At 64.7% G+C, this 21372-nt stretch carries 17 protein-coding genes, 4 pseudogenes and 1 other annotated feature; of the genes and pseudogenes, 8 read left to right on the forward strand and 13 right to left on the reverse strand.

The window, feature by feature from the left end; all coding sequences use genetic code 11:
• Positions 1–75: 75 nt before the first annotated feature.
• Positions 76–710, forward strand: a pseudogene (locus J5474_RS22910) (IS3 family transposase); the annotation flags it as partial.
• Positions 351–467: a sequence feature (AL1L pseudoknot), on the forward strand. (Overlaps the previous pseudogene by 117 nt.)
• Positions 711–1455: 745 nt before the next feature.
• Here the strand turns inward: J5474_RS22910 and J5474_RS21695 are convergent.
• Complete coding sequence (locus J5474_RS21695) at positions 1456–2439, reverse strand: MBL fold metallo-hydrolase (RefSeq protein WP_209364019.1); 984 nt, start codon at positions 2437–2439, stop codon at positions 1456–1458.
• Between the two features lie 251 nt (positions 2440–2690).
• Between J5474_RS21695 and J5474_RS21700 the strand changes: the two genes are divergently transcribed.
• The 4 genes from J5474_RS21700 to J5474_RS21715 all read left to right on the forward strand — a co-directional run bounded on the left by J5474_RS21700 (position 2691) and on the right by J5474_RS21715 (position 6675).
• Entirely contained in the window at positions 2691–3740 is a 1050-nt protein-coding gene (locus J5474_RS21700; protein ID WP_209364021.1) for a TRAP transporter substrate-binding protein, read from the forward strand.
• A 289-nt stretch (positions 3741–4029) separates the two neighbouring features.
• On the forward strand, positions 4030–4590 hold the full coding sequence (locus J5474_RS21705; RefSeq protein WP_209364023.1) for a type 1 glutamine amidotransferase domain-containing protein: 561 nt from the start codon (positions 4030–4032) through the stop codon (positions 4588–4590).
• A gap of 242 nt (positions 4591–4832) precedes the next feature.
• Entirely contained in the window at positions 4833–5738 is a 906-nt protein-coding gene (locus J5474_RS21710; protein ID WP_209364026.1) for a LysR family transcriptional regulator, read from the forward strand.
• Positions 5739–5925: 187 nt separating this feature from the next.
• Positions 5926–6675, forward strand: coding sequence for a metallophosphoesterase family protein (locus J5474_RS21715; RefSeq protein WP_209364028.1), 750 nt, complete (start codon positions 5926–5928; stop codon positions 6673–6675).
• A 6-nt stretch (positions 6676–6681) separates the two neighbouring features.
• Here J5474_RS21715 and J5474_RS21720 read toward each other — a convergent pair whose 3' ends face one another.
• From J5474_RS21720 to J5474_RS21735, 4 genes are read right to left on the reverse strand one after another with little or no spacing between them, the layout of a single operon-like run.
• Positions 6682–7647, reverse strand: a complete 966-nt coding sequence (locus J5474_RS21720; protein WP_209364030.1) for an OmpA family protein — start codon at positions 7645–7647, stop codon at positions 6682–6684.
• Complete coding sequence (locus J5474_RS21725; RefSeq protein ID WP_245216649.1) at positions 7619–8152, reverse strand: peroxidase-related enzyme; 534 nt, start codon at positions 8150–8152, stop codon at positions 7619–7621. The genes J5474_RS21720 and J5474_RS21725 overlap by 29 nt, the downstream gene beginning before the upstream one ends.
• Positions 8153–8187: 35 nt before the next feature.
• On the reverse strand, positions 8188–8934 hold the full coding sequence (locus J5474_RS21730; RefSeq protein ID WP_209364034.1) for a GNAT family N-acetyltransferase: 747 nt from the start codon (positions 8932–8934) through the stop codon (positions 8188–8190).
• A gap of 13 nt (positions 8935–8947) precedes the next feature.
• On the reverse strand, positions 8948–9670 hold the full coding sequence (locus tag J5474_RS21735; RefSeq protein ID WP_209364036.1) for a competence/damage-inducible protein A: 723 nt from the start codon (positions 9668–9670) through the stop codon (positions 8948–8950).
• A gap of 51 nt (positions 9671–9721) precedes the next feature.
• On the opposite strand from J5474_RS21735, the gene sfsA reads away from it, so the two are divergent.
• Both sfsA and J5474_RS21745 read left to right on the forward strand, forming a co-directional pair.
• Positions 9722–10429, forward strand: a complete 708-nt coding sequence (gene sfsA / locus J5474_RS21740) for a DNA/RNA nuclease SfsA (RefSeq protein ID WP_209364038.1) — start codon at positions 9722–9724, stop codon at positions 10427–10429.
• Positions 10430–10665: 236 nt separating this feature from the next.
• A pseudogene (locus J5474_RS21745) lies at positions 10666–10917 on the forward strand (DDE-type integrase/transposase/recombinase); the annotation flags it as partial.
• Positions 10918–10994: 77 nt separating this feature from the next.
• Here J5474_RS21745 and J5474_RS22915 read toward each other — a convergent pair.
• Together J5474_RS22915 and J5474_RS21750 are read right to left on the reverse strand one after the other, a co-directional pair.
• Positions 10995–11200: pseudogene (locus J5474_RS22915) on the reverse strand (integrase); the annotation flags it as partial.
• 422 nt (positions 11201–11622) lie between these two features.
• Positions 11623–13122 (reverse strand): annotated as a pseudogene (locus J5474_RS21750) (CoA-acylating methylmalonate-semialdehyde dehydrogenase).
• 92 nt (positions 13123–13214) lie between these two features.
• Between J5474_RS21750 and J5474_RS21755 the strand changes: the two are divergent.
• A complete protein-coding gene (locus tag J5474_RS21755; protein WP_209364042.1) occupies positions 13215–14126 on the forward strand; it encodes a LysR family transcriptional regulator in 912 nt (303 codons plus the stop codon).
• On the opposite strand, the gene iolB is transcribed toward J5474_RS21755, so the two are convergent.
• Genes iolB through J5474_RS21785 form a run of 6 tightly spaced genes read right to left on the reverse strand, consistent with a single transcriptional unit; the run spans position 14041 to position 21371 of the window.
• Positions 14041–14913, reverse strand: coding sequence for a 5-deoxy-glucuronate isomerase (gene iolB, locus J5474_RS21760; protein ID WP_209364045.1), 873 nt, complete (start codon positions 14911–14913; stop codon positions 14041–14043). The two genes, J5474_RS21755 and iolB, sit on opposite strands and share 86 nt — an antisense overlap.
• A gap of 11 nt (positions 14914–14924) precedes the next feature.
• A complete protein-coding gene (gene iolE / locus J5474_RS21765; RefSeq protein ID WP_209364047.1) occupies positions 14925–15830 on the reverse strand; it encodes a myo-inosose-2 dehydratase in 906 nt (301 codons plus the stop codon).
• Complete coding sequence (gene iolD / locus J5474_RS21770; protein ID WP_209364049.1) at positions 15830–17659, reverse strand: 3D-(3,5/4)-trihydroxycyclohexane-1,2-dione acylhydrolase (decyclizing); 1830 nt, start codon at positions 17657–17659, stop codon at positions 15830–15832. Before iolD ends, iolE begins: the two co-directional genes overlap by 1 nt.
• Entirely contained in the window at positions 17656–19578 is a 1923-nt protein-coding gene (locus tag J5474_RS21775; RefSeq protein ID WP_209364051.1) for a bifunctional 5-dehydro-2-deoxygluconokinase/5-dehydro-2-deoxyphosphogluconate aldolase, read from the reverse strand. The genes iolD and J5474_RS21775 overlap by 4 nt, the downstream gene beginning before the upstream one ends.
• Positions 19571–20563 carry an inositol 2-dehydrogenase gene (gene iolG, locus J5474_RS21780; RefSeq protein ID WP_209364053.1) on the reverse strand — a complete coding sequence of 331 codons (993 nt, stop codon included), beginning with the start codon at positions 20561–20563 and terminating at the stop codon, positions 19571–19573. Before iolG ends, J5474_RS21775 begins: the two co-directional genes overlap by 8 nt.
• Before the next feature lie 34 nt (positions 20564–20597).
• Complete coding sequence (locus J5474_RS21785; protein ID WP_209364056.1) at positions 20598–21371, reverse strand: TIM barrel protein; 774 nt, start codon at positions 21369–21371, stop codon at positions 20598–20600.
• Position 21372 lies beyond the last annotated feature (1 nt).

Below are 21372 nucleotides of genomic sequence, written 5' to 3' on the forward strand. Positions count from 1 at the left end.
CACCCCCGCCCAGAAACTGAAAATGGCCGCGTAAGTTCTACGAATGCACCCCGTTAAAAATGGGGGGATTACCACATGGCGACGGACAAGTTTTCCCCGGAAGTGCGCGAGCGTGCCGTGAGGCTGATCCTGGACCACGAGGGCCAGCATGGTTCTCACTTGCAGGTGATCGTGTGGATCTCGGCGAAGATCGGGTGCGCGGCAGACACGCTCAATGAGTGGGTCAAGCGGGCCGAGGTCGACATCGGTCAGCGGGCGGGCATCCCGACCGAGATGACCGAGAAGATGAAGGCGCTGGAGCGGGAGAACCGGGAGTTGCGCCAGGCGAACGAGATCCTTCGGACAGCGTCGGCGCGTCTTGCGGTGGCAGAGCTCGACCGCCGGTCGAAGTGATGGTCGGGCTCATACACGATCATCGTGAGGCGCACGGGGCCGAGCCGATCTGCAAACTTCTGCCGATCGCCCCATCCACCTACCGCGATCATCTGGTGAAGCGGGCCGATCCGGCCCGATAATCGGATCGTACCCGGCGCAACGCAGTCCTGCGGCCCGTGATCGAGCGCCTGCCCGAGGATACCTGGCGTGTCTATGGGGTGCGGAAGGTCTGGCGACAGCTGGATCGGGGACGCCTCGCTGTCGCCCGTTGCACCGTGGCCCGGCCGATGAAGCGCATGGGTATTCAGGACATCACCCGGGGCAAACCGCAGAAAGGAGATTCGCGACCCTATGCGAGGAGAAATCACGGCATGGTTGATAGAGGAAATCAATGCACCGATGGAGGCGGTCACCGGGGACGCCGGTGATCTCGACACTGCGACGTAGAGGAGCGTTGTTGACGAGAAGGCGGAGGATATCGCCTGTCTCCTTCATTTTTCGGTGGTGCCTTTTCGGTGATCCGATCGAGAAAGTCTTTCTGCACCCCTTGCACGAATAGCCAGGATCTCCTTTCGCTGTTTTCCCGTGAGCCCATAGGCTGCTGGCATCAGCCTCTGCGGGACGCCATGAGAGAGGCATCCGGCATTCGGGCACCGTTCCCCAACTGTTCCCCTGCTCAGCGTCCGGAGCCGCCCGCATTCTTCCACCAACGCAACATAGGCATTCAGGCGAGAACCCTTCACGCCTTCGTTTCAGTAGTAGGCTCGCTTTTCGCCTGAGCCCTTCGTTTTCCCGCGCGCCAGTGCTGGTGACACCTCGTGGAGGATCGGAGGCAGCGCCAAGGAAGGGCGGAGCGTGTTTCTGCAAGCGTCCACCGAAAAGGCTCCGACGGCCCGAGGTGCCAGAGATGGATTTAACTGGCCTCTCGGAGAATTTGTCGAGAGAAGCTCGGCGTTTTTCTTTGCCTCACGTCCTCTATCCTTCAGGCCTGTCAAAGCCTCATGGAAATCCGAAGTCAACGCTCAGGTCCAGAAAACCACCCAAGGAAGAACGGTTGGGGGTTGGCCCCCGGACGGGACCTCAGCCCCACTGCCAGAGTGCGGGGACGAAGCGGTACTGCTCACCGTCCTTCATGACGTGGCCCACACCGGGAAATGGGAAGTGATAACCCAGAACCGCCATACGGTCGGCGGCGGCCATATCCAGAAGCTTCTGGCGCGTCGTCACGGTCAGGTCGCCGTTCATGTCGAAGTTGTTGTACCACTCCGGGCGGGCGAAGTTCATGTAGGCGTGGTTCATCGAATCCCCCAGCGCGATCAGCTGCTGGCCGTTCGATTCCACCACCACCGAAACGTGCCCCGGCGTGTGTCCCGGCGTGTCGATGACGCGCACGCCGGGCACGACCTCGCCATCGTTGGACAGAAGCGTCCAGTCGACGCCCTCGGTTTGCAGCGAGTTCACGGCGCCAACGGCGAATTGCTGCATCTCCGTCGGCATTCGCGACGCCAATCCGTCCTGCAGCCAGAACTGGTGTTCGCCCGAGCCGATGAAATACTCCGCGTCGGGCAGGATCGCCTCGTCGAAATCGTCGCGGATACCCCAAACGTGATCCGGGTGGGCATGGGTGATGACAACATGCGTGATCGACGCGGGGTCGATCCCCGCGCTGCTCAGGTTGCCCATCAGTTCCCCCGCCGTCGGCAGGAAGCGGTCGCCGGACCCGACATCGACCAGCACCTTTGCCTCGCCGATCTCCACCACGAGGTGATTGGTGTGACTGTAGTTGATTTCCGGCGAAAGAAAGTAGCTTTCGAGGAAGGCCTTCACCTCTTCGGGGTCGGCGTTCACCCCCAATCCGCTGGCCGGGATCTGCAGGGAACCGTCTGAAACAACGGTCAGCTTTGCTTCCCCCAGCGTGAAGGAAAAGTGTGAGGGGTTGCCAGTGGCAGGCGCGCCCAGTTCCTGTGCGCGCACCTGCGCCGGCAGGATCAGCGCCGGGGCTGCGGCGGCCATGGTCAGGATCTCGCGGCGACTGGGGCCCGCGGCCTTGCGGATGATGGACATGGTGGACCTCCCGTTCATGCATGTCTTTGAATGTCAGCATACCACTGTGCGCGGGCGTTACCAGCGAAAGCGGCGGGGAAAAGCGGAGCGGCGGAATTCCCGGCAGACGACCATGTGTTAGCCGAATGCGACAGTATGACCGCCCCCTAAGTGCGAAACAGACGTTACGGCAGCTTGTAGCGGGGGCGAAACATTCTTACTTGGCCATTGCCGCTGCACTTCAGCACCCCACGACCCGGGAAGGAGACCCGATGACCAGGTTCTGGCTGACCACCGCGACCGCTGCCGCCATGGCCGCGACCCTCACCGCCTCTGGCGCGCTTGCGCAAGACGTCACGCTGCACTTTCAGCACTTCGTGTCGCCCAACTCGGCGAACCCGAAGTATTTCATCGAACCCTGGGCGAAGAAGGTCGAGGAGGACTCGAACGGACGGATCAAGATCGAGATCAGCCCCTTCATGCAGCTGGGCGGCACCGCGCCCGAGCAATTCGACCTGATCCAGGACGGGGTGATCGACGGCGGCTGGGTGATTCCGGGCTATCAGGCCGGGCGTTTCCCGGAGACTGAGGCGCTGGAGCTTCCCTTCATGGTGCCGAAATCGGCAGAAGCGGCATCCATCGCCGCGTGGAACTACACGCAGAAATACCTGATGGATGACTTCGAGAACGTGCACCTGATCGCCGCCCACATGCACGGGCGCGGGCTGGTCCACATGAAGGGCGACGCGCCCGAGACCGTCGAGGACCTGCAAGGCAAGAAACTGCGCGGCCCCTCCCGCCCCGCCACTTTGCTGCTGGAAAAGCTTGGCGCCGTGCCGATCGGAATGCCGGTACCGCAGTTCACCGAAGCGTTATCGAAGAACGTGCTCGACGGCGGCGTGATCACCTGGGAGATGTCACCCTCCCTGAAGCTGGACGAGTTGACTGACAGCCACACCGATGTGGCGGGCGACAAATCGCTCTATAACCTCTATTTCATCTGGGCGATGAACAAGGACGTCTACGAAAGCCTGCCCGACGACCTGCGCGCGGTGATCGACGCGAATTCCGGGCTGGAGACCTCGGCCTGGGCCGGGCGGGCGCATGACACCGGCGACGCCGAGGGCCGCGCCGTGATGGCCGCGGCGGGCAACCAGCTTGCCACCCTCTCGGAGGAAGAGACCGCCAAGGTGAAGGCACTTGGCGATGAAGTGATCGCCGAGTGGATCGCCGACATGGACGGCAAGGGCTTGCCCGGCGCGCAGATGGTCGAAGACGCCCGCGCGCTGGTGAAGGAGGCGGAGGCCGGCCACGGCTCCTGATACGGAGCTTTCCGTCCATTATGACTTGGTTGTGACAGGGGCTGCCTTTCTGGGCGGCCCTTTTCTTTTGCGCATGGGGTCCCGCACCGGCGGCTCAAGCGGATTGGCGGTACAGAGCCAGGACCGCCCCGCAGCCACCGGTGAGAGGGCGTCAGCGCTGCCCCGCCGACGCCCGTGCGGGGGATCGGAACCTTGTCCGGGGTGCCCCCGTTATGACCTCGAAAGCGGAGCAGAGCCGCCCCTCGCGACCCGTCCTCCGCATGGTGCAACAACGAAGAGGAGACCCGATATGTCCAAGATCGCAGACGCAAAGGTCCTGATCATCGCCACACACGGCTTCGAGCAATCCGAGCTGGAGTTCCCGCGCGATCAGCTGCGGGTGAAGGGTGCGACCGTGCATGTGGCCACTCTTGATGGCCAGACCATCAAGGGCTGGGAAGGCTCCGACTGGGGCCGAGACGCGGAAGCCGATCTGAAGATCGCCGATGCCGACGCCTCCCAGTATGACGCGCTGGTCCTGCCCGGCGGCCAGATCAACCCCGATCTTCTGCGCGTCGAAGACCATGCCGTGAACCTCATCAAGTCCTTCGCCGAGCAGGGCAAGGTGATCGCCGCAATCTGCCACGCTCCGTGGCTGCTGATTGAAGCCGGCCTTGTTTCTGGGCGCGCGATGACCTCCTACGGCTCGATCCGTACGGACCTGAAGAACGCTGGCGCGAACGTCGTGGATCAGCCGGTGGTCGCGGACAATGGTATCGTGACCTCGCGCAAGCCTGACGATCTGAAGGACTTCGTTTCCAAGATCGTCGAGGAGATCGAGGAAGGCCGCCACGACCGCGCGGCCGCCTGACCCTGATCCCGACACCCTGACGCGTCGCACGACCCGACCGGACATGACCCTCGCCCTATCCGGGCGGGGGTCTTTTTGATCTGCGTTGCAATTGATTGCCTTGCATTTTCCACATTCCTGAGAGCGTTTCCGGTTCCGCCACGATGAGGAAAGAAACCGCAAGATTGTACGCGTTGCGCCCGAATTCAGCCGTGATTGCCCGGCATCTCTGGACCTCACAAACGAATGACGAGGAGACGGGAATGGATCGTCTTACAGAAATGGAGGCATTCGCCACCGTGGTGGACCAGGGGGGGTTCACCGACGCGGCGAAGAAGATGGGGATCTCGAAATCCGCCGTCTCGAAGCATGTCTCCTCACTGGAGGCACGGCTGGGCGCGCGCCTGCTGAACCGGACAACCCGCCGCGTCTCTCCGACGGAAATCGGGCTTGCCTATTACGACCGCGCCCGCCGCGTGCTGAACGACGCAGGCGAGGCCGACGCCCTGGTGACCTCAATGCAGTCCGCCCCTTCCGGGCTGCTCAGGATTTCGGTCGCCACCGATTTCGGGGTCAATCACCTGAGCCCCGTGCTGGGCGAATTCCTCGCAGAATTTCCGGACATCACGGTCAACATGGTGCTGAACAACCGTTATGTCGAACTGATCTCCGAAGGGTTCGACATGGCCGTGCGCATCGGGGAGCTGGAGGACAGCACCCTGCGCGCCCGCAAACTGACCGAAACCTGCAAACGGATGATCGCGGCCCCGTCCTACTTCGAGAAATACGGCCGCCCCGGCCGCATCGACGATCTGAACGAACACAAGCTGCTGCATTACTCGAACCAGTCTTCCGGCAACGTCTGGAAATTGACCGCGCCCTCGGGAGAAAAGCGGCAGGTGCGCACGGCAGGCTGGCTGACGGTGAACGACGGGCAGTCGTTGCTGAACGCCTGTATCGCCGGGCTCGGCATCGCCTATCTGCCCTCGTATCTCTACCACGACGCGATGGAGGCCGGGCTGGTGCAGGACGCCATGCCGGATCTGCCGCTGGAGATGCAGGGCGTCTACGCGGTCTATCCGCCGGGCCGCTTCACGCAGCCGAAGGTACGCGCCTTCATCGATTTCCTCGTTCATGCCTTTGCCGACAAGGGCCCGAACAAGTGGTGATGTGAACCGTAGCGCCGGATGGCAGGTCCCGCTGCCGCTCCGGGCGATAACTTCCCCGTCTGAACCCAGGCGACCTGGCCCCCGACGACCCAAATCGTCGGGGGCATTTTCGTGATCGGACGCCCCCGCCATGTTTCCCTTGCGTCAGAGCGTCATCCGACGCTTCATGCACCAAAGGAGGCGTATCATGTCCGAAACCCTTGCCGTCATCGCCGATGTCCACGGCAATTCCTGCGCGCTGCGCGCGGTTCTGGCGGATATCCGTTCGCAGGGGATCACGCGTGTCCTCGCACTGGGCGACCATTTCAGCGGACCGCTGGCGGCACGGGAATGCGCCGATCTTCTGGTGGACAGCGATATTCTCTGCCTGCGTGGCAACCATGATCGCATCCTCTCCGAACAGACGCCTGAGAGAATGGAGCATTCCGACCGGGTGGCCTTTGACCAACTGGCGCCGGATCATCTGGGCTGGCTGCGCGCCTTGCCGGACGTGTTGCGGCTGGAGGGAATATTCGCCTGCCATGGCTCTCCGGAAAGCGATACGACCTATTGGCTGGACCGGCTGGGACCGTCGGGAGAGACGCAGTTGCGCCCCCTGCCGGAAACGCTTGCGCTGGCCGAAGGCATCGACGAAGCGCTTATCCTCTGCGCCCACACGCATATCCCGCGTCGGGTCGACCTCCCGGACGGGCGTGCAATCCTGAACCCCGGCAGCGTCGGCTGTCCGGGCTTCGACGACACCCACCCGCAGTACCACGTGATCGAGGCTGGCACCCACGCCGCCTGTTACGCCACTGCGCGGCCCACGCCGCAAGGCTGGGCGACGTCGCACCACCATGTGCCCTATGACACCGCACGCATGGTTGCGCTCGCGCGCCAGCACGGGCGACGGACCTGGGCCGATGCGTTGGGGACCGGCTGGCTGCGCGGGCTCTGATTCGCGTCACTCGGTAGAGGTCAGCACCGCCTCCACCCGGCGATTGGCCTCACGGCCCACCTCCGTCAGGTTGGTAGCGCGCGGCGCCATGTATCCCGCGCCCTCCGCCGAAAGCTGCCCTCGGGGCACGCCGCGCTTGCGAAGATAAGCCACCGCCGCCTGCGCGCGTTTCAGCGATATCGCCCGGTTCGCCTGCAAGGATCCGGTGGCATCGGTGTGGCCGACGATCATCACGCGACGGTCAGGCCGTGCCACCAGCGCGGCGGCAAGCGTATCGAGCGAGGCCACGGCCCCCTCCCCCAGCGCGGTGGAGCCGGAAGCGAAGGCCACGTCCGGCAGGACCACATGGCCTTCCGCCTCAAGCGTCGCGACCACGTCAGAGGGTGCGGCATCGGCGGCCAGTGGCGCCTCGACCTCCGCCTCTCTGCGCGGCACCGGTGCGGCGCTGGCCTTGACCTCTGCGTGCAGGTCCGTGCCCGCGCGGATGATCTGGATGTAGCCGTCGCGCGGGCCGGGACTGGCGAGCAGGGATACGGCACCCGCATCCGACACGGCCGAAACGAAGTGGTAATCGTCGAGCGAAACGAACATCTCCGGCGCGGGCAGCACCAGCGTGTCAAAACGAAAATCGAAGCCGCCACAGCGGCGCCCGGCGCAATCGAGCACAATCTCGAAGCCCGCAGCTGTCAGCGCGTCGCGCAGGGGCTGGATCAGCTGGAACGCCGTCGCCCCCGACAACGGCACCCGCCAAGATGCGACCTCCACCCGGCCTTCGACGCGCTTCACCGGGATCGCGCCGCCTGCCCAGGGCCCCACGGGCAGCGCATAGCGCCCCGGATCCTGCACCGTGTGAAAGGTCCGCTCCGCGCCTTTCGGCAGCGACAGCTCCTGCGCGGGGGCGGCAACCGCGCCCAGCACGCAGAGCAGCCCGAGGACGATGCCGCTAGCGCGCCTGCGAATGGTAGTCGTCATTCGGCCGCATGTCGGTGGCCGAAGCCACACGGTTCGTCATGTTGAAGAACCCCGCCACGTTGGCGATGTCCCAGATGTCACGGTCGCTGAATCCCGCGTCGCGCAGCGCCTCGCGGTCGTATTCGCCGATCTTGAAGGATTCCACCGTCATCTTCTCGGCGAAGGCCAGCATCGCCCGCTGGCGGTGCGTCAGGTCCGCCGCGCGCCAGTTCATCACCAGCATCTCGCCCAGCTTCGCATCGCCCGACAGCTGCCGCACCGCCGCGCCATGCGCCGTCAGACAATAGAAACAGCGGTTGATGGAGGAAACGACCACCGCGATCATCTCGCGCTCCAGCTTGCTCAGGCCCGAACCCGCCAGCATCAGGTCGTTGTACATGGCCGTGAACGCATTGAGCTTGTCGATGTCGAAGGCGTAAGCCTTCAGCACGTTGGGCACCATGCCCAGCTTTTCCTCGCAGACGTCGAAGTATTTCTGCGTCGCTTCGGGCAGCGGGGCAACCATGGGAAGTCGCAGCGCGGTCGGTCGGGTCTCTTCGGTCACTCGGTTTCGCTTTCAGTATCCAGCATCCGATAATGGTAGCGCCCCGCGACCTGCATCTGCAACGACCGATAGAGAGCGGTAGCGCCGGTGTTTTCCTCCGTGGCGGCGCAGGCGATCCAGCTGGCGCCCTTGGACTGCGCCCAGAGCGCGGCACAGCGCATCATCCAGCCGCCAAGCCCCTTGGCGCGGTGTTCTTCTAGAATATGCAACGCGTGCACCATGGCAACGCCCCTGTGGATGGCGACAAAGCCCGCCCCTGCCGGTCGATCCGAAACGCGCCCGAAGAGGCCGGTCTTCGGTCCCTCGGCGCGGTCCATCACGCGCTGCCGCGCCGCGCCGATGCCGCCGTCCTCCCAGATCTCGCGCATGATGGCGAGCGGTTCCCAGATGGAGAACGCGCAGACGCGCGGCAGCTTTGTGTCGGTGAGTTTCTCGATCGGAGAAAGCCAGATATGCGTCGGGTCAACCCGCGCATAATCTTGCGATTCCAGTGCGATATCGAGTGTCTCATCGCGATTGCGGATCATGAACAGCGGCGGCTGCCCCATCAGCCGCATGGCGCGTTCGGCTGCGGTCAGGTCGTCCACCCGCCATGCGTCGCGCGCCGTCGCAGCCGAGACCCGCTTGCCGCCGCCGCGGCCTTCGCGCAGGCGCCACGGCCCGGTGTCCACCACGGCGGCCGCTGGCCATGTGGCGTCGAGCGTCTCGAACAGGCGGGTCAAATCAGGCGACTTGTGGATCATGGACGCCAGAGTGTCAGGCGGCGAAGAGCGCGGCAAGCCGCGTCATCGCCGCATCCAGCCGCGCGGCTTCAGTGCCACGAACGACGATATTCGTGCCGTAAATGCCGTCCTTCTGAAACGGGTAGGAGCCGAACTGGAGATCGTCGAATTCCTCGGCCAGATCGCCCACCCCCTTGGCCACCTCGCCCTCGCCCTTCATCAGACGGAGGCACTGCGACAGCACCGGCGCACCGCCGGTGAGTGTGGGCAGAAGGCTGGCCACCATCGCCTCGAACACGGTGGGCACGCCCGCCATCACGTGCACGTTTCGCAGGGTGAACCCCGGCGCGGCGGAAATCGGGTTGTCGATCAGTGTGGCGCCCTCGGGAATGCGGGCCATGCGCAGGCGCGCCTCGTTCAGCTCCGTGCCGGAGCGGTCGTAATGCGCCTGCAACAGCGCGCGGGCATCGTCGCGCACGCCGATGGGCACGCCGAAGGCCTCTGCGACGCAGGGTGCGGTGATGTCGTCATGCGTCGGCCCGATCCCGCCCGAGGTCACAACGTGATCGTAAGCCTCCGACAGTGCCCGCAACGCCGCGACGATGGCCGCGTGGTCGTCAGCGACCACGCGCACTTCGCGAAGGTCGATACCGTGTCGGGTAAAGGCCTGCGCGAGATGGTGCATGTTGCTGTCGCGGGTCCGGCCCGAGAGGATCTCGTCGCCGATCACCAGCATGGCGGCGGTGGGGTTTGGCATGGTCCGCTCCGGTCTTGCGTGCTCTGTCCGTTAACGTATAGGGCTCGCCCCATGCGCTTTCAAACACAACTGGTGCCCGCGACCCTGGTGCGTCGTTACAAGCGGTTTTTGGCGGACTGCCTGCTGCCCGACGGGCGCGAGGTGACGGCCCATGTGGCGAACCCCGGCTCCATGCTGGGATTGGCCGAGGCAGGCAGCCGCATCTGGCTGGAGCCCAACGACGACCCCAGGAAAAAACTGAAATGGGCCTGGCGGCTGCTGGAACACCCCGACGGCCATTTCACCGGTGTCGACACGGGAGCGGCGAACCGTGTCCTGCGCGCCGCTCTGGAGGGAGGCGCCGTGGCGGGGCTTTCGGGCTACGACAATGTGCGGCCAGAGGTCAGATACGGCGAAAGGAGCCGGATCGATTTTCTCCTGTCCGGCGCGGGGCGACCCGATGCCTACATCGAGGTGAAGTCCGTTACCCTCTCGCGGCAGGCCGGTCTGGCGGAGTTCCCCGACAGCGTGACCGCGCGCGGCCTGAAGCATCTGGGCGAGATGTCGCAGATGGTGGCCCAGGGGCACCGGGCCGTGATGCTATACCTCGTGCAGCGCACCGACGCGGAGCGGGTCACGCTGGCCGCCGACATCGACCCGGCCTATGCGGCGGCTTTCGCGCGGGCACAGCGCGCGGGGGTGGAGGTCATGGCATTGGGCTGCCGCATCACACTCGAAGCCGTCACGCTGGACACCCCTCTGCCCTTCACCGCGCCATAAAGCGCGCGGTGTCAGTCTAAGAAGACGAGTGCCCGAAATCCCTGGTGCCCTATTCACGGCGCGAAGCAGCGGCCCCAAAGATCATCCGTCATCACCTGCCCTCCGTTCACGGAACTCGGTCGGGTGCGGGGTCGTCGCGTTCCTCGCGCTGTCCAAAGAAAGCAGCGTTGTTCCACTGGCATTTCACAGATGCCATCCTCCGGAAGACCCGGTTCATCCGGCGACTTATGCTGGCAAACGGGCCCGCCTACCGCATGCTCGACATCATCGGTGAATATACCCGAGGGGTCCTGATGATCCGTCTGGAGCGCAACTCCGTTGTCGTTGTCGACGGACTGTCCAATCCATTCATCCTGCGCGGTCCTCACGCGTATATCAGGTCGGACAACGGTCCAGAGTTCCGCGCGATCAAGGTTCGCGAGTGGATCGAGGCCGTGGGTGCCAAGACCGCCTGCATCGAGCCAGGATCCCCCCGGGAGAATGGCTACCTGTCACAGAGGCTGTAGGCTAAATCCGTCCGGGGAAAGGGGAACTCTGCCCCTCAACTGATTTGTGCAACAAAGGCGCCGGACGCCATGACATCAACGACCTTCATCTTCACCAGATCACAGCCGCGCGATTGCTGTCGATGGCAAAATATAAGATCGCCAGATCACGATGGTTCTCGGCCAGTTTAAGCCGAACCCGGATCGCCGAGACGTTTTTGGACTTGAGCGGACGCTTCTGGCCGACGGTCCGGCCCTTGTTCCACGCGAGGCGAAGCGCGCGAATGGTAGGTAACTTGGTATTTCAATGACCTATCTTCCGATCCGCCACGCTCCCCGCACGACGACAACGCAACATATCACCTGACCGCTGCCTCCCCTCGGAGGTCGGCAGTGAGCCCGATTTTGCTTAACCGTGCGGGCGCGGCATCTCGCTGACGCCGAATGAAACTGCCATAAAGGACGGACCATAGATGCCCATTCGCTGCGCGCAGTCTCGCTGCGGTGCATCTTCGCCGAACCGGCAACTTGCACATCGCGCGGCATTCCCACCATGCAATGACCGAGTTGCGGAGCGGTGTGAAATTTCGCTGCGGCTACGCCCTACGCAAGCCTCCGGCAAACTCCTACAAGAACCGCAAGCAAATTGATCGAGATAGCGACTTCCAAGACTGGTGCATGGCGCGGCTGGCCGCGCCATGCTTGGGGTCAGCCCATAGTCGGCATGACGAATTCCGGGTCGCTGCGGACGCCAGAGGGCCAGCGGGTGGTGATCGTCTTTAGCCGGGTGCAGAAGCGGACACCTTCCTGCCCGTGCATGTGGTGATCGCCGAACAGCGATGCCTTCCAGCCGCCGAAGGAATGGAACGCCATGGGCACCGGGATCGGCACGTTGACGCCGACCCTGCCGACCTCGATGGCATCCGCAAAGGTGCGGGCGGCGTCGCCGTCGCGGGTGAATACCGCCACGCCGTTGGCATAGTCGTGGCCGTGGATCAGGTCGACAGCCGCTGCATAGTCCTTGCGGCGCACAACCGACAGGACCGGGCCGAAGATCTCTTCGCGCCAGACCGTCATATCCGGGGTCACCTCGTCGATCAGGGTCGGGCCGACGAAATAGCCGTTCTCGTAGCCCTGCGGCGGGGTGAAGCCGCGGCCGTCGACGACGACCTTGGCGCCCTCGGATTCGCCCTTGTCGATCAGGCCGAGGATCTTCTCCTGCGCCTCCTTGGTGACCACCGGCCCCATCTCGGACGACCGGTCCGCCGCCGGGCCGACCTTCAGCGCCTCGATCTTCGGCACCAGCCGCTCGATCAGAGCGTCGGCCACCTTGTCGGTCACCGGCACCGCCACCGAGATCGCCATGCAGCGCTCGCCGGCCGAGCCGTAGGCCGCGCCCATCAGGGCGTTGGCGGCCATGTCGAGATCGGCGGCGGGCATGATGACCATGTGGTTCTTGGCGCCGCCGAGCGCCTGCACGCGCTTGCCGGTCCGCGTGCCGGTCTCGTAGATGTATTTCGCGATCGGGGTGGAGCCGACGAAGCTGATCGCCTTGACATCCGGATGCTCCAGCAACGCGTCGACGGCGCCCTTGTCGCCCTGGACCACGTTGAACACCCCCTTGGGCAGGCCGGCCTCGGCCAGCCATTCGCCGATCAGGATCGAAGCCGAGGGGTCACGCTCGGAAGGCTTCAGGATGAAGGTGTTGCCGCAGGCCAGCGCGACCGGGAACATCCACAAGGGCACCATGGCCGGGAAGTTGAACGGGGTGATCCCGGCCACCACGCCCAGCGGTTGGCGCAGGGAGTGGCTGTCGACGGCGGTGCCGACATTCTCGGTGATCTCGCCCTTCAGCAGGTGTGGCGCGCCGACGGCGAACTCGACCATTTCGAGGCCGCGGGTCACTTCGCCCTTGGCGTCGTCATGGGTCTTGCCGTGCTCGGCCGAGATCACCTAGGCCAGTTGATCGGCGCGGTCCCAGAGGATCATCTTGAACCGGTCGAGGATGCGCGCACGGCGCAAGGGCGGGGTCTTGGACCAGGTTGCCCAGGCCGCCTTGGCGGAGGCCACGGCGCGGTCGACCTCTTCGGTCGAGGCCAGCGCGACGGCCTTCTCAGTCTCGCCGGTGGCGGGGTTGAATACAGGTTGATTGCGGCCCGACGTACTGGCCACGCGCTCGTTGTCGATAAAGTGGGCGATCTCGGTCATGGGGTGTCCTCCGTTTCTGTTGTCTCGTTTGCTTTTTCTTTTCTGCATATAAATACTCACGAATGGCGAACCGTTATGCAGGAATGCGGGTAATGAACTGGGATGACCTGCGCTATTTCCTCGCCGTCGCCCGCGAAGGCCAGATGCTCGGCGCCGCGCGCCGGCTGGGCGTCAGTCAGGCGCTGCTCAGCCGCCATCTGGGTGCGTTGGAAGAGGCGGTCGGCGCGCGCCTGCTGGACCGCACTACGCGGGGCTCGACGCTCACCGAGGATGGCGCGGCGCTGTTCGCCACGGCCGAACGGGTCGAGACCGAGATGCTGGCCGGACTGTCGCGCATCGGCGGGCGCGAGGACGTGGCCGGGACGGTCCGCATCGGCGCGCCGGACGGGTTTGGCAGCGCCTTCCTGGCCCCGCGCCTCGGCAGGTTCCGGGAGGCCTATCCCGACCTGCGCGTCCAGCTGGTTCCAGTGCCCAGCAGCTTTTCGCTGTCGGAGCGGGAGGCGGATATCGCCATCATGGTGGGCCGGCCGGACAAGGGCCGTCTTCGAGTCCGCAAGCTGGCGGACTACACGCTGGGGCTTTATGCGGCGCGCGCGTATCTCGACCGCCATGGGCAGCCTGACAGGCTGGGCGATCTGAAATCGCATTCCCTTGTCGGCTATGTCGACGATCTCATCTACACGCCCGAGCTGAACTACACGGCGGAATTCCTGCGCGACTGGCAGTCCGACATCGCGATCTCCACCGCGATCGGCCAGTTCGAAGCGGTGCGTGCGGGTGTCGGCATCGGCATCCTGCACGATTTCATGGCGGCCGGATACTCCGACCTTGTCCGGCTGTTCCCGGACCAGAGCGTCAGCCGGACTTACTGGATCGTCTGGCACGAGAACTTCTGTGTGGCGCGTCGGGTTAAGGCGGTCATCGACCTGCTCGACGAGATGGCCCGCGACGCGCGCGGCAGCTTTGCTGCGGACGTCCTGGGCGTCGCGCGTCCCGCTCCATGATCCATTCCACTTCCGGTGCGGGGACGAAGCGCCAGTTGCGGCGGGGGCCGGCCATGACGTTGAGGTAGTACATCTCGAAGCCGTGGGGCGCGCCGCAGGGGTGGTGGCCGCGGGGCACCAGCACAACGTCGCCGTCTTTTACCGCCATGGTTTCGTCGAGGGTGCCGTCGTCGGTATAGACTCGCTGGATGCCGAAGCCGTCGGCCGGGTTGAGGCGGTGGTAGTAGGTTTCTTCAAGGTAGGTGATGCGCGGAAAATCATCCTCGTCGTGGCGATGGCTGGGATAGGAGGACCAGTGGCCTGCCGGGGTGAAGACTTCGGTGACGAGAAGCGAGTCGCAGTAGTCTTCGATTTCCATCGCGATGTTGTTGATGTGGCGGGTGTTGGTGCCCTTGCCGCGTGTCGCGAAGCTGATTCCGTCCGGTCCGATGCGGCGCGCGTCGTGCCCGCCCTTGCCGGGGGCCGAGCAGACCGCGATGACGCAGTCGGTTTCGGCCTCCGCCGTCCACTCGGTGCCGTTTGGCAGGTAGAGGCAATGCGGCGGGGTCTTTTCGAACACGTCCATGCGGTCGCCGAGGGTGCCCCAGTCCTGCCCGGCCCCTGTGACCTGTGCCTTGCCCTCGACCATGACGAGGATGACCTCGCGGTCGCCCGTGGCCTCGGCGGCGGTATCTCCGGCGCGCAGGTGGTAGAGAGAGAAGCCGACATAGCGCCAGCCTGCGCTTTGCGGCGTGATCTGGTGCACTTTGCCGCGGGTGCCGAAGGGTTTGCGGAGCAGGTCGGGCATCTTGGTTCTCCTCAGCTTTCGATGGTCAGGCCGGAACGGGCGCAAATCTCGACAATGTGGTCATAGCCGAGCTTGGAATACTCGAAAGGCGGCGCCTTGGCCGGGTCCTGCTCGGCCTCGACGACAATCCAGCCCTGGTAATCCATCGCTTTCAGCTTGTCGGTCACCGCCTGGAAGTCGATGCAGCCCTCCGGATCGCCGGGCACGGAATAGACCCCGGCGGCCACCCCATCCAGGAAGCTCTTGTCTTCCGCGTGGACCCAGTCCAGCACCGGCTGACGGACATCCTTGAAGTGGACGTGGTGCACCCGGTGGCCCCACTTGTCGAGCAGGGCCAGGGGATCGGCCCCGGCGAAGTGAAGGTGTCCGGTGTCGTAAAGCAGAGTCAGGTCAGACGTGGAGCCTTCCATCAGCCAGTCGATGTCCTGAACATCCTGCACGATGGCGCCCATGTGGTGATGGTAGCTGAGACCCGTGCCCTTGCCGCGCGCCCATTTCGCAACTTCTGAGAGCTTGGCACCGTAGGCCATGACCTCGTCGCGCGTGAGCTTGGGACGCCGCGAGACCGGCGTGTCCTGCGCCGCCTGGATGGTGTTGGAACATTCGGCATAGACGATGCAGGGGGCCTTAAGGGCGGCGAATTGCTCGACTTGTTCGCGGATCGCTTCCTTCTCGGTCTCGATGTCGTTGACCAGGAGGTTGCCCGAGCACCAGCCGCCGCAGAGCGCCACGCCGTATCGGTCGAGATACGCGCGCAGGCCTGCGGTGTCGGCGGGCATGCGGCGGCCGCGTTCGACGCCTTGGTAGCCGATCTTCGCGGCGTCCTGCATCGCGCCTTCTGTCGTGTAGTCCTTTGTCAACTCCGGCAAATCGTCGTTCTGCCAGGCGATGAGCGAGATGCCGATTTTCACAGCCATCAGTCGACCCTCTGCAATTTCTTTTTGGCTTCGTAAGTCGCGCGCGCGGCCTTGACCTCTTCGCGCTCCGAGACTTCCGGCACGCCCACGTCCCACCATGTCCCGCCATGTTCGGTGGAGGGGTAAGGATCGGTGTCGATGACCACCACATATGGCCCCTTAGCCTCGTCGCGTTTGGCCAGCGCGTCTTCCAATTCGGCAATCGAGCCAACCTTGACCGAGGTCGCCCCCATCGCCTCGGCGTGTTTGGCGAAGTCGATCTTCGAGTTCTCGCCGCCGATCGCGTGGTCGAGCAGGTTGTTGAACTCGGCTCCGCCACAGCCCATCTGCAGCCGGTTGATGCAGGCATAGCCGCGGTTGTCGGTGATCACGACGGTGAAGGGGATGCCCATCATCGCGGCCGTCGCCATCTCGGAATTGGCCATCATGTACGTGCCGTCGCCAGTGAAGCAGATCACGTCTCGCTCTGGCTGGGCCATCTTGATGCCCATGGCGCCGGCGATCTCGTAGCCCATGCAGCTGAAGCCGTATTCCATGTGATAGGAACCGGGCTTGCCCGCCTTCCACAGCTTGTGCAGCTCGCCCGGCATGGTGCCCGCGGCGCACATGACGACGGTTTCCGCGGTGGCCGCGCGCTGGACGGCGCCGATCACCTGCATGTCGGTGGGCAAGGCGTTGCCTTCCAGTGCATCAGTCAGCGGGTCGACCTTGCCGAACCAATCGTCCTTGAGCCCGCCGGTCTTGCCCGGCGCGCGGTGGCTTCCAAGCGCCTCGCTCAACTCCTTCAGCCCGACCAGGGCGTCGGACATCAGCGGCACGGCACCATGCTTCATTGCGTCATAGGCCGCAACATTGAGCGAGACCAGCCTGCGCTCAGGGTTGGCGAAGAGACCCCAGGAGCCGGTGGTGAAGTCCTGGAACCTCGTGCCGATGCCGATTACCAGGTCGGCCTCGGCGCAGACGGAATTGGCCGCCGCGCCACCGGTCACGCCGATGGGGCCCATGTTCAGCGCATGGTCCCAGGGCAGCGCGGACTTGCCCGCCTGGGTCTCGGTGACGGGGAGGTTGTGCGCCTCGACAAAGCTTGCCAGAGCGTCGGTGGCACCCGCGTAATGCACGCCGCCGCCGGCGACGATCACCGGCCGCTTGGCGGCGCGGATCATATCCGCCACTTCGGACAGTTCCGCCTCGTCGGGACGAATGCGTCGCTGGCGCCAGACCCTGGGCTCAAAAAAGCTCTTCGGGTAGTCATAGGCCTCGGCCTGCACGTCCTGGCAGAAGGACAGGCACACCGGGCCGCATTCCGCCGGGTCGGTCATGGTGCGGAAGGCGCGCGGCAGTGCGGTCAGCAATTGCTCGGGCCGGATGATCCGGTCGAAGTAGCGCGTGACCGGCTTGAATGCATCGTTCACCGTCACCGTGCCGTCGGTCCAGTCCTCGACCTGTTGCAACACCGGGTCGGGGCCACGGTCGGCGAAGACATCGCCGGGGATCAGCAGCACCGGCAGGCGGTTGACATGCGCCAGTGCCGCCGCCGTCACCATGTTGGCCGCACCCGGTCCGATCGACGAGGTCACGGCCATCGCCTTGCGCCGCCCTGATTGCTTGGCATAGGCGATGGCGGCATGCGCCATGGTCTGCTCGTTGTGGCCGCGCCAGGTGGGGAAGTCGTCCTTGTGGGCATAGAGCGCTTCGCCGATGCCTGCGACATTGCCATGGCCGAAGATCGCCCAGCAGCCTTCGATGAAGCGCTCGCCATCGCTGTTTTGCTGCGCCGCGATATAGCGCACCATTGCCTGCGCGGCGGTCAATCGGATTGTCTTGCTCATGCGGTGTGCTCCTTGGCGCCCTTGCGAGCCCCGTTTCTTGCCTGATCCCAGATGGTGCAAAGGCGGGTGAACTTCTCGGTCATCTCGGCCACCGCTTCCCCGTCGCTGATGTTGCCGGCAAGCCAGTTCCGCGCGGCATTACCAAAGATCGTCCGGCCGACGGCGAACCCTTTGACCAGCGGCTGTTTCGCCGCCAGCGAAAAGCTCGCTGCCAGCTCTTCCTCCGGCGCGTCCAGCCCGAGCACCACGATGCCGCGTGTGCGCGGATCGTTGCGGGTGATGGCGCGGGCGGCGTTGGCCCATGCCGCCTCGGTCTTGAACGGCTCCAGCTTCCACCAGTCGGGGTAAACGCCCGCGTCGTAGAAGGTCTGGATCAGCGTCGCGGAGGTCTCGTCATCCACCGGGCCGACCTTGGAGGGAATGATCTCCAGCAGGAATTCCAACCTGTTGCGCCGCGCCGCCGTGAACAGCCGCCGGACGCGGGCAAGATGGGTCTGCATCACCTCTGCGTCGTCGTCGGGATGCACGAAGACCAGCAGTTTCACCACGTTCTCCCGCGCCCATTCGCGGAAGCGGCCAAAATCCTCGCCCAGATCCGGCTCGAACTCGATAGGCCGCGAGCCTGGCAGTTCCGTGGGCCGCCCGATCCACAACCCCGTGCCCGAGGCCCGGTGCAGAGCCGACCGCCCGATGCGGTTGTCGCACAGGATGCCGTAGCCGGGCTGGCCGTTCTGGACCTTGAGCGCGGCGTCAAGGCAGAGCTCCTTGAAGGCCGCGCCTTTTTCCAGCGTGTAGCCCTCCATTTCCTCCAGCTGCAGCCGGTGGTCGAAAGCAAAGGTCTTTACGCTCGACCAGTCGACATGCCGGTTCGTCGACCAGTGCACCTGGTCCAGCTCCGCATCATTGCGCAAGTCGGGCCGCTTGATACCGCGATCCAAGAAGAACTGCAGCTCCTCCCAAGAAGGATAGGCCGGGGTGCAGCCGTGGCGGCTGACCGCGAAGGCGCCGCAGGCATTGGCATATTTCAGGGCCGTAGGCCAGTCCTCTCCGTCGAGCCAGCCCTTCAGGAGCCCCGACATGAAGCCATCGCCCGCGCCCAGAACGTTGAACACTTCGATGGGAAAGCCCGGCCCGGCCTCGCCGTCATCCAGGCTGTCGGGGATGTCGCCAGTGAAGGCCACGGCACCGTCCGCGCCGCGCTTGCAGACCAGCGTCGCCTTGGAGACCCCGCGCACCGCGCGCAGCGCCGCGATGGTATCGGTCGAGCCGCCCGCGATGTGGAATTCCTCCTCGGTGCCGACAATTAGGTCGAACAGGTGCAGGCTTTCCTGCAGCTTGGCAGTCACCGCCTCGCTTTCGACAAAGCGGCTCTCGCCTTCGCCATGCCCCGCCACGCCCCAGAGATTGGGGCGATAGTCGATGTCGAGCGCCGTCTGGAGACCCGCTTCGCGCGCAATCTCCAGCGCCTTCAGCGTCGCCGCCTCCACCTGAGGGTGGCTGAGATGCGTGCCGGTGGCCACCACAGCCCGCGCCCGCCGGATGAAGCCTTCGTCGATGTCTTCTTCGGTCAGCGCCATGTCCGCGCAATTCTCGCGATAGAAGATCAGCGGAAACTGCTCTTGGTCGCGGATCCCCAGAAGCACCAGCGCGGTCAGCCTTCCAGGATCGACCTTGACCCCGTCAGTGTTCACGCCCTCGCGGACCAGTTGCTCGGTGATGAAGCGGCCCATGTGCTCGTCGCCCACACCGGTGATAACGGCCGATTTCAGCCCCAGCCGCGCCGTCCCGCAGGCGATATTGGTCGGAGAGCCACCGATATACTTGTCAAAGCTCCCCATGTCCTCCAGGCGCCCGCCGATCTGCGCGCCGTACAAATCAACCGAGGACCGGCCAATGGTGATGAGGTCGAGATCAGACATCGGAGAGCCTCACGGGTTGGCCAGACTTGGCGGACCGGGTGGCGGCCTCGGCCATGGCCAGCGCGGCAACGCCATCGTCGAGCGTCACCGGCATCTGCCCGCCGTTCTTGTAGGCTTCGACAAAGGCGTTCCACTCGGCGGCATAGGCCGGCATGTAGCGTTCCAGGAAGAACAGCACCGGCTTGGCGCTGGTGACGCCGTTGGCGGTGGATTTGGTCACCAGGTTCTCGACGAGGTTGCCGACCTGAAGCATCCCGTCCGAGCCTTGCACCTCGACCCGCTGGTCGCCGTACCCGGCGCGGCGGGTGTTGCGGATGGTGGCGATGCGGCCATCGGCATAGGTCAGCGTCACGGCAGCGGTGTCGAAGTCGCCCGCCTCGCCGATTTCCTTGTCCACCAGGCAGGAACCCACGGCGGACACCGTGACCGGCGCCGCGCCCATCAGGAAGTTCGCCATGTCGAAATCGTGGATCATCATGTCGCGAAAGATGCCGCCCGAAACCTTGATATAGGCAATCGGTGGCGGGGCGGGGTCGTAGGAGGTGATCGCCAGCATCTCGGTCTTGCCGATCTCGCCTGCATCCAGCGCCTGCTTGACGGCGGCGAAGTTCGGATCGAACCGGCGATTGAAGCCGATCATTACCGGCTTGCCGGACTTGGCGGCATTGGCCTGGCATTCGCGGGCCCGCTCCAGCGACAGGTCCACCGGCTTTTCGCACAGCACCGCCTTGCCAGCCTGCGTCGCCTGTTCGATCAGGTCGGAATGCGTGTCGGTCGAGGTGGCGATCAGGACGACGTCGATCTCGGGATCGGAAATGATCTCGTCCGTGGTGCGCGCGGTCGAGCCGTATTGCTGTGCCAGTTTCTCGGCGTTTTCGGGATAAAAGTCCGACACCGCGGCCAGCGTGCTGTCCGGGTTGGCGGTGATGGCGGTGGCGTGAACACCGGCGATGCGGCCTGCGCCGAGAAGTCCGACTTTGATCATGGGTTCAGGTCCTTCTTGGAGGAATCTTGTGGGCTCAGAGGGTGAAGGCGGCGCGGAAGGCTTCGACAGCCTCGTCCGAGTCGCCTTTGGCGTTGGCTTCCATTGCGACCGGGCCGTCGTAGCCCATCTCGGAAAGCGCACGGGCGATGCGCGGATAATTGATCTCGCCGGTGCCCGGTTCGCAGCGGCCGGGATTGTCGGCCACCTGCACCTCGCCGATCCAAGGCAGGCAGGCCTCGCACCAGCGGATCAGGTCGCCTTCGCCAATCTGCGTATGATAGAGATCGAGGTTGATCCGGAGTTGCGGCCGGTTCACGGCAGAGACCAGTGACAGCACCGCTTCGGTCGAGCCGAACGGACAGCCCGGATGATCCAGAGGGTTGAGGTTTTCCAGGGTGAAGGTCACGCCTTCCTCTTCGGCCATGTCGCAGATCCGGTTGAGCGTATCGCGGGCACGCAACTCCATCCCCGGCGCAAAGGTGCCGTGCTGGGCGATCGGGATGCCGCCGTCGCCAAGGCCGGTGCCGTGCAGGTTCAGCCGGTCAACGCCCAGCCGCTTGCCGACCTGGGCGGTCTCGCGCGCGGAGGCCAGCAGCATTTCGGCGCCGTCCTGGTCGGTCAGGCGGCCTTGAAGATAGCCGTTCATGATGGTGAAGTCGGCCCCGGTCTTTTCAAGTTCCTCCAGATCCCATGCGGGCCAGTTCCACAGACCCACGCCGAAGCCCATCTCTTTCAGACGGGCGGCGCGCCAGTGGATCGGTTTTTCCTGCCAGAGCATCTCGGCGCAGGCGGCAAGTTGAAAAGCCATG

This window comes from Sagittula salina (assembly GCF_017813235.1).
Taxonomy (GTDB): Bacteria; Pseudomonadota; Alphaproteobacteria; order Rhodobacterales; family Rhodobacteraceae; genus Sagittula; species Sagittula salina.

Bases quoted from the DNA above. Each gene is read 5' to 3' on its own strand.
- J5474_RS21695 (WP_209364019.1), bottom strand. From the start codon at position 2,439: ATGTCCATCATCCGCAAGGCCGCGGGCCCCAGTCGCCGCGAGATCCTG.
- J5474_RS21700 (WP_209364021.1), top strand. From the start codon at position 2,691: ATGACCAGGTTCTGGCTGACCACCGCGACCGCTGCCGCCATGGCCGCG.
- J5474_RS21705 (WP_209364023.1), top strand. From the start codon at position 4,030: ATGTCCAAGATCGCAGACGCAAAGGTCCTGATCATCGCCACACACGGC.
- J5474_RS21710 (WP_209364026.1), top strand. From the start codon at position 4,833: ATGGATCGTCTTACAGAAATGGAGGCATTCGCCACCGTGGTGGACCAG.
- J5474_RS21715 (WP_209364028.1), top strand. From the start codon at position 5,926: ATGTCCGAAACCCTTGCCGTCATCGCCGATGTCCACGGCAATTCCTGC.
- J5474_RS21720 (WP_209364030.1), bottom strand. From the start codon at position 7,647: ATGACGACTACCATTCGCAGGCGCGCTAGCGGCATCGTCCTCGGGCTG.
- J5474_RS21725 (WP_245216649.1), bottom strand. From the start codon at position 8,152: ATGGTTGCCCCGCTGCCCGAAGCGACGCAGAAATACTTCGACGTCTGC.
- J5474_RS21730 (WP_209364034.1), bottom strand. From the start codon at position 8,934: ATGATCCACAAGTCGCCTGATTTGACCCGCCTGTTCGAGACGCTCGAC.
- J5474_RS21735 (WP_209364036.1), bottom strand. From the start codon at position 9,670: ATGCCAAACCCCACCGCCGCCATGCTGGTGATCGGCGACGAGATCCTC.
- sfsA (WP_209364038.1), top strand. From the start codon at position 9,722: ATGCGCTTTCAAACACAACTGGTGCCCGCGACCCTGGTGCGTCGTTAC.
- J5474_RS21755 (WP_209364042.1), top strand. From the start codon at position 13,215: ATGAACTGGGATGACCTGCGCTATTTCCTCGCCGTCGCCCGCGAAGGC.
- iolB (WP_209364045.1), bottom strand. From the start codon at position 14,913: ATGCCCGACCTGCTCCGCAAACCCTTCGGCACCCGCGGCAAAGTGCAC.
- iolE (WP_209364047.1), bottom strand. From the start codon at position 15,830: ATGGCTGTGAAAATCGGCATCTCGCTCATCGCCTGGCAGAACGACGAT.
- iolD (WP_209364049.1), bottom strand. From the start codon at position 17,659: ATGAGCAAGACAATCCGATTGACCGCCGCGCAGGCAATGGTGCGCTAT.
- J5474_RS21775 (WP_209364051.1), bottom strand. From the start codon at position 19,578: ATGTCTGATCTCGACCTCATCACCATTGGCCGGTCCTCGGTTGATTTG.
- iolG (WP_209364053.1), bottom strand. From the start codon at position 20,563: ATGATCAAAGTCGGACTTCTCGGCGCAGGCCGCATCGCCGGTGTTCAC.
- J5474_RS21785 (WP_209364056.1), bottom strand. From the start codon at position 21,371: ATGGCTTTTCAACTTGCCGCCTGCGCCGAGATGCTCTGGCAGGAAAAA.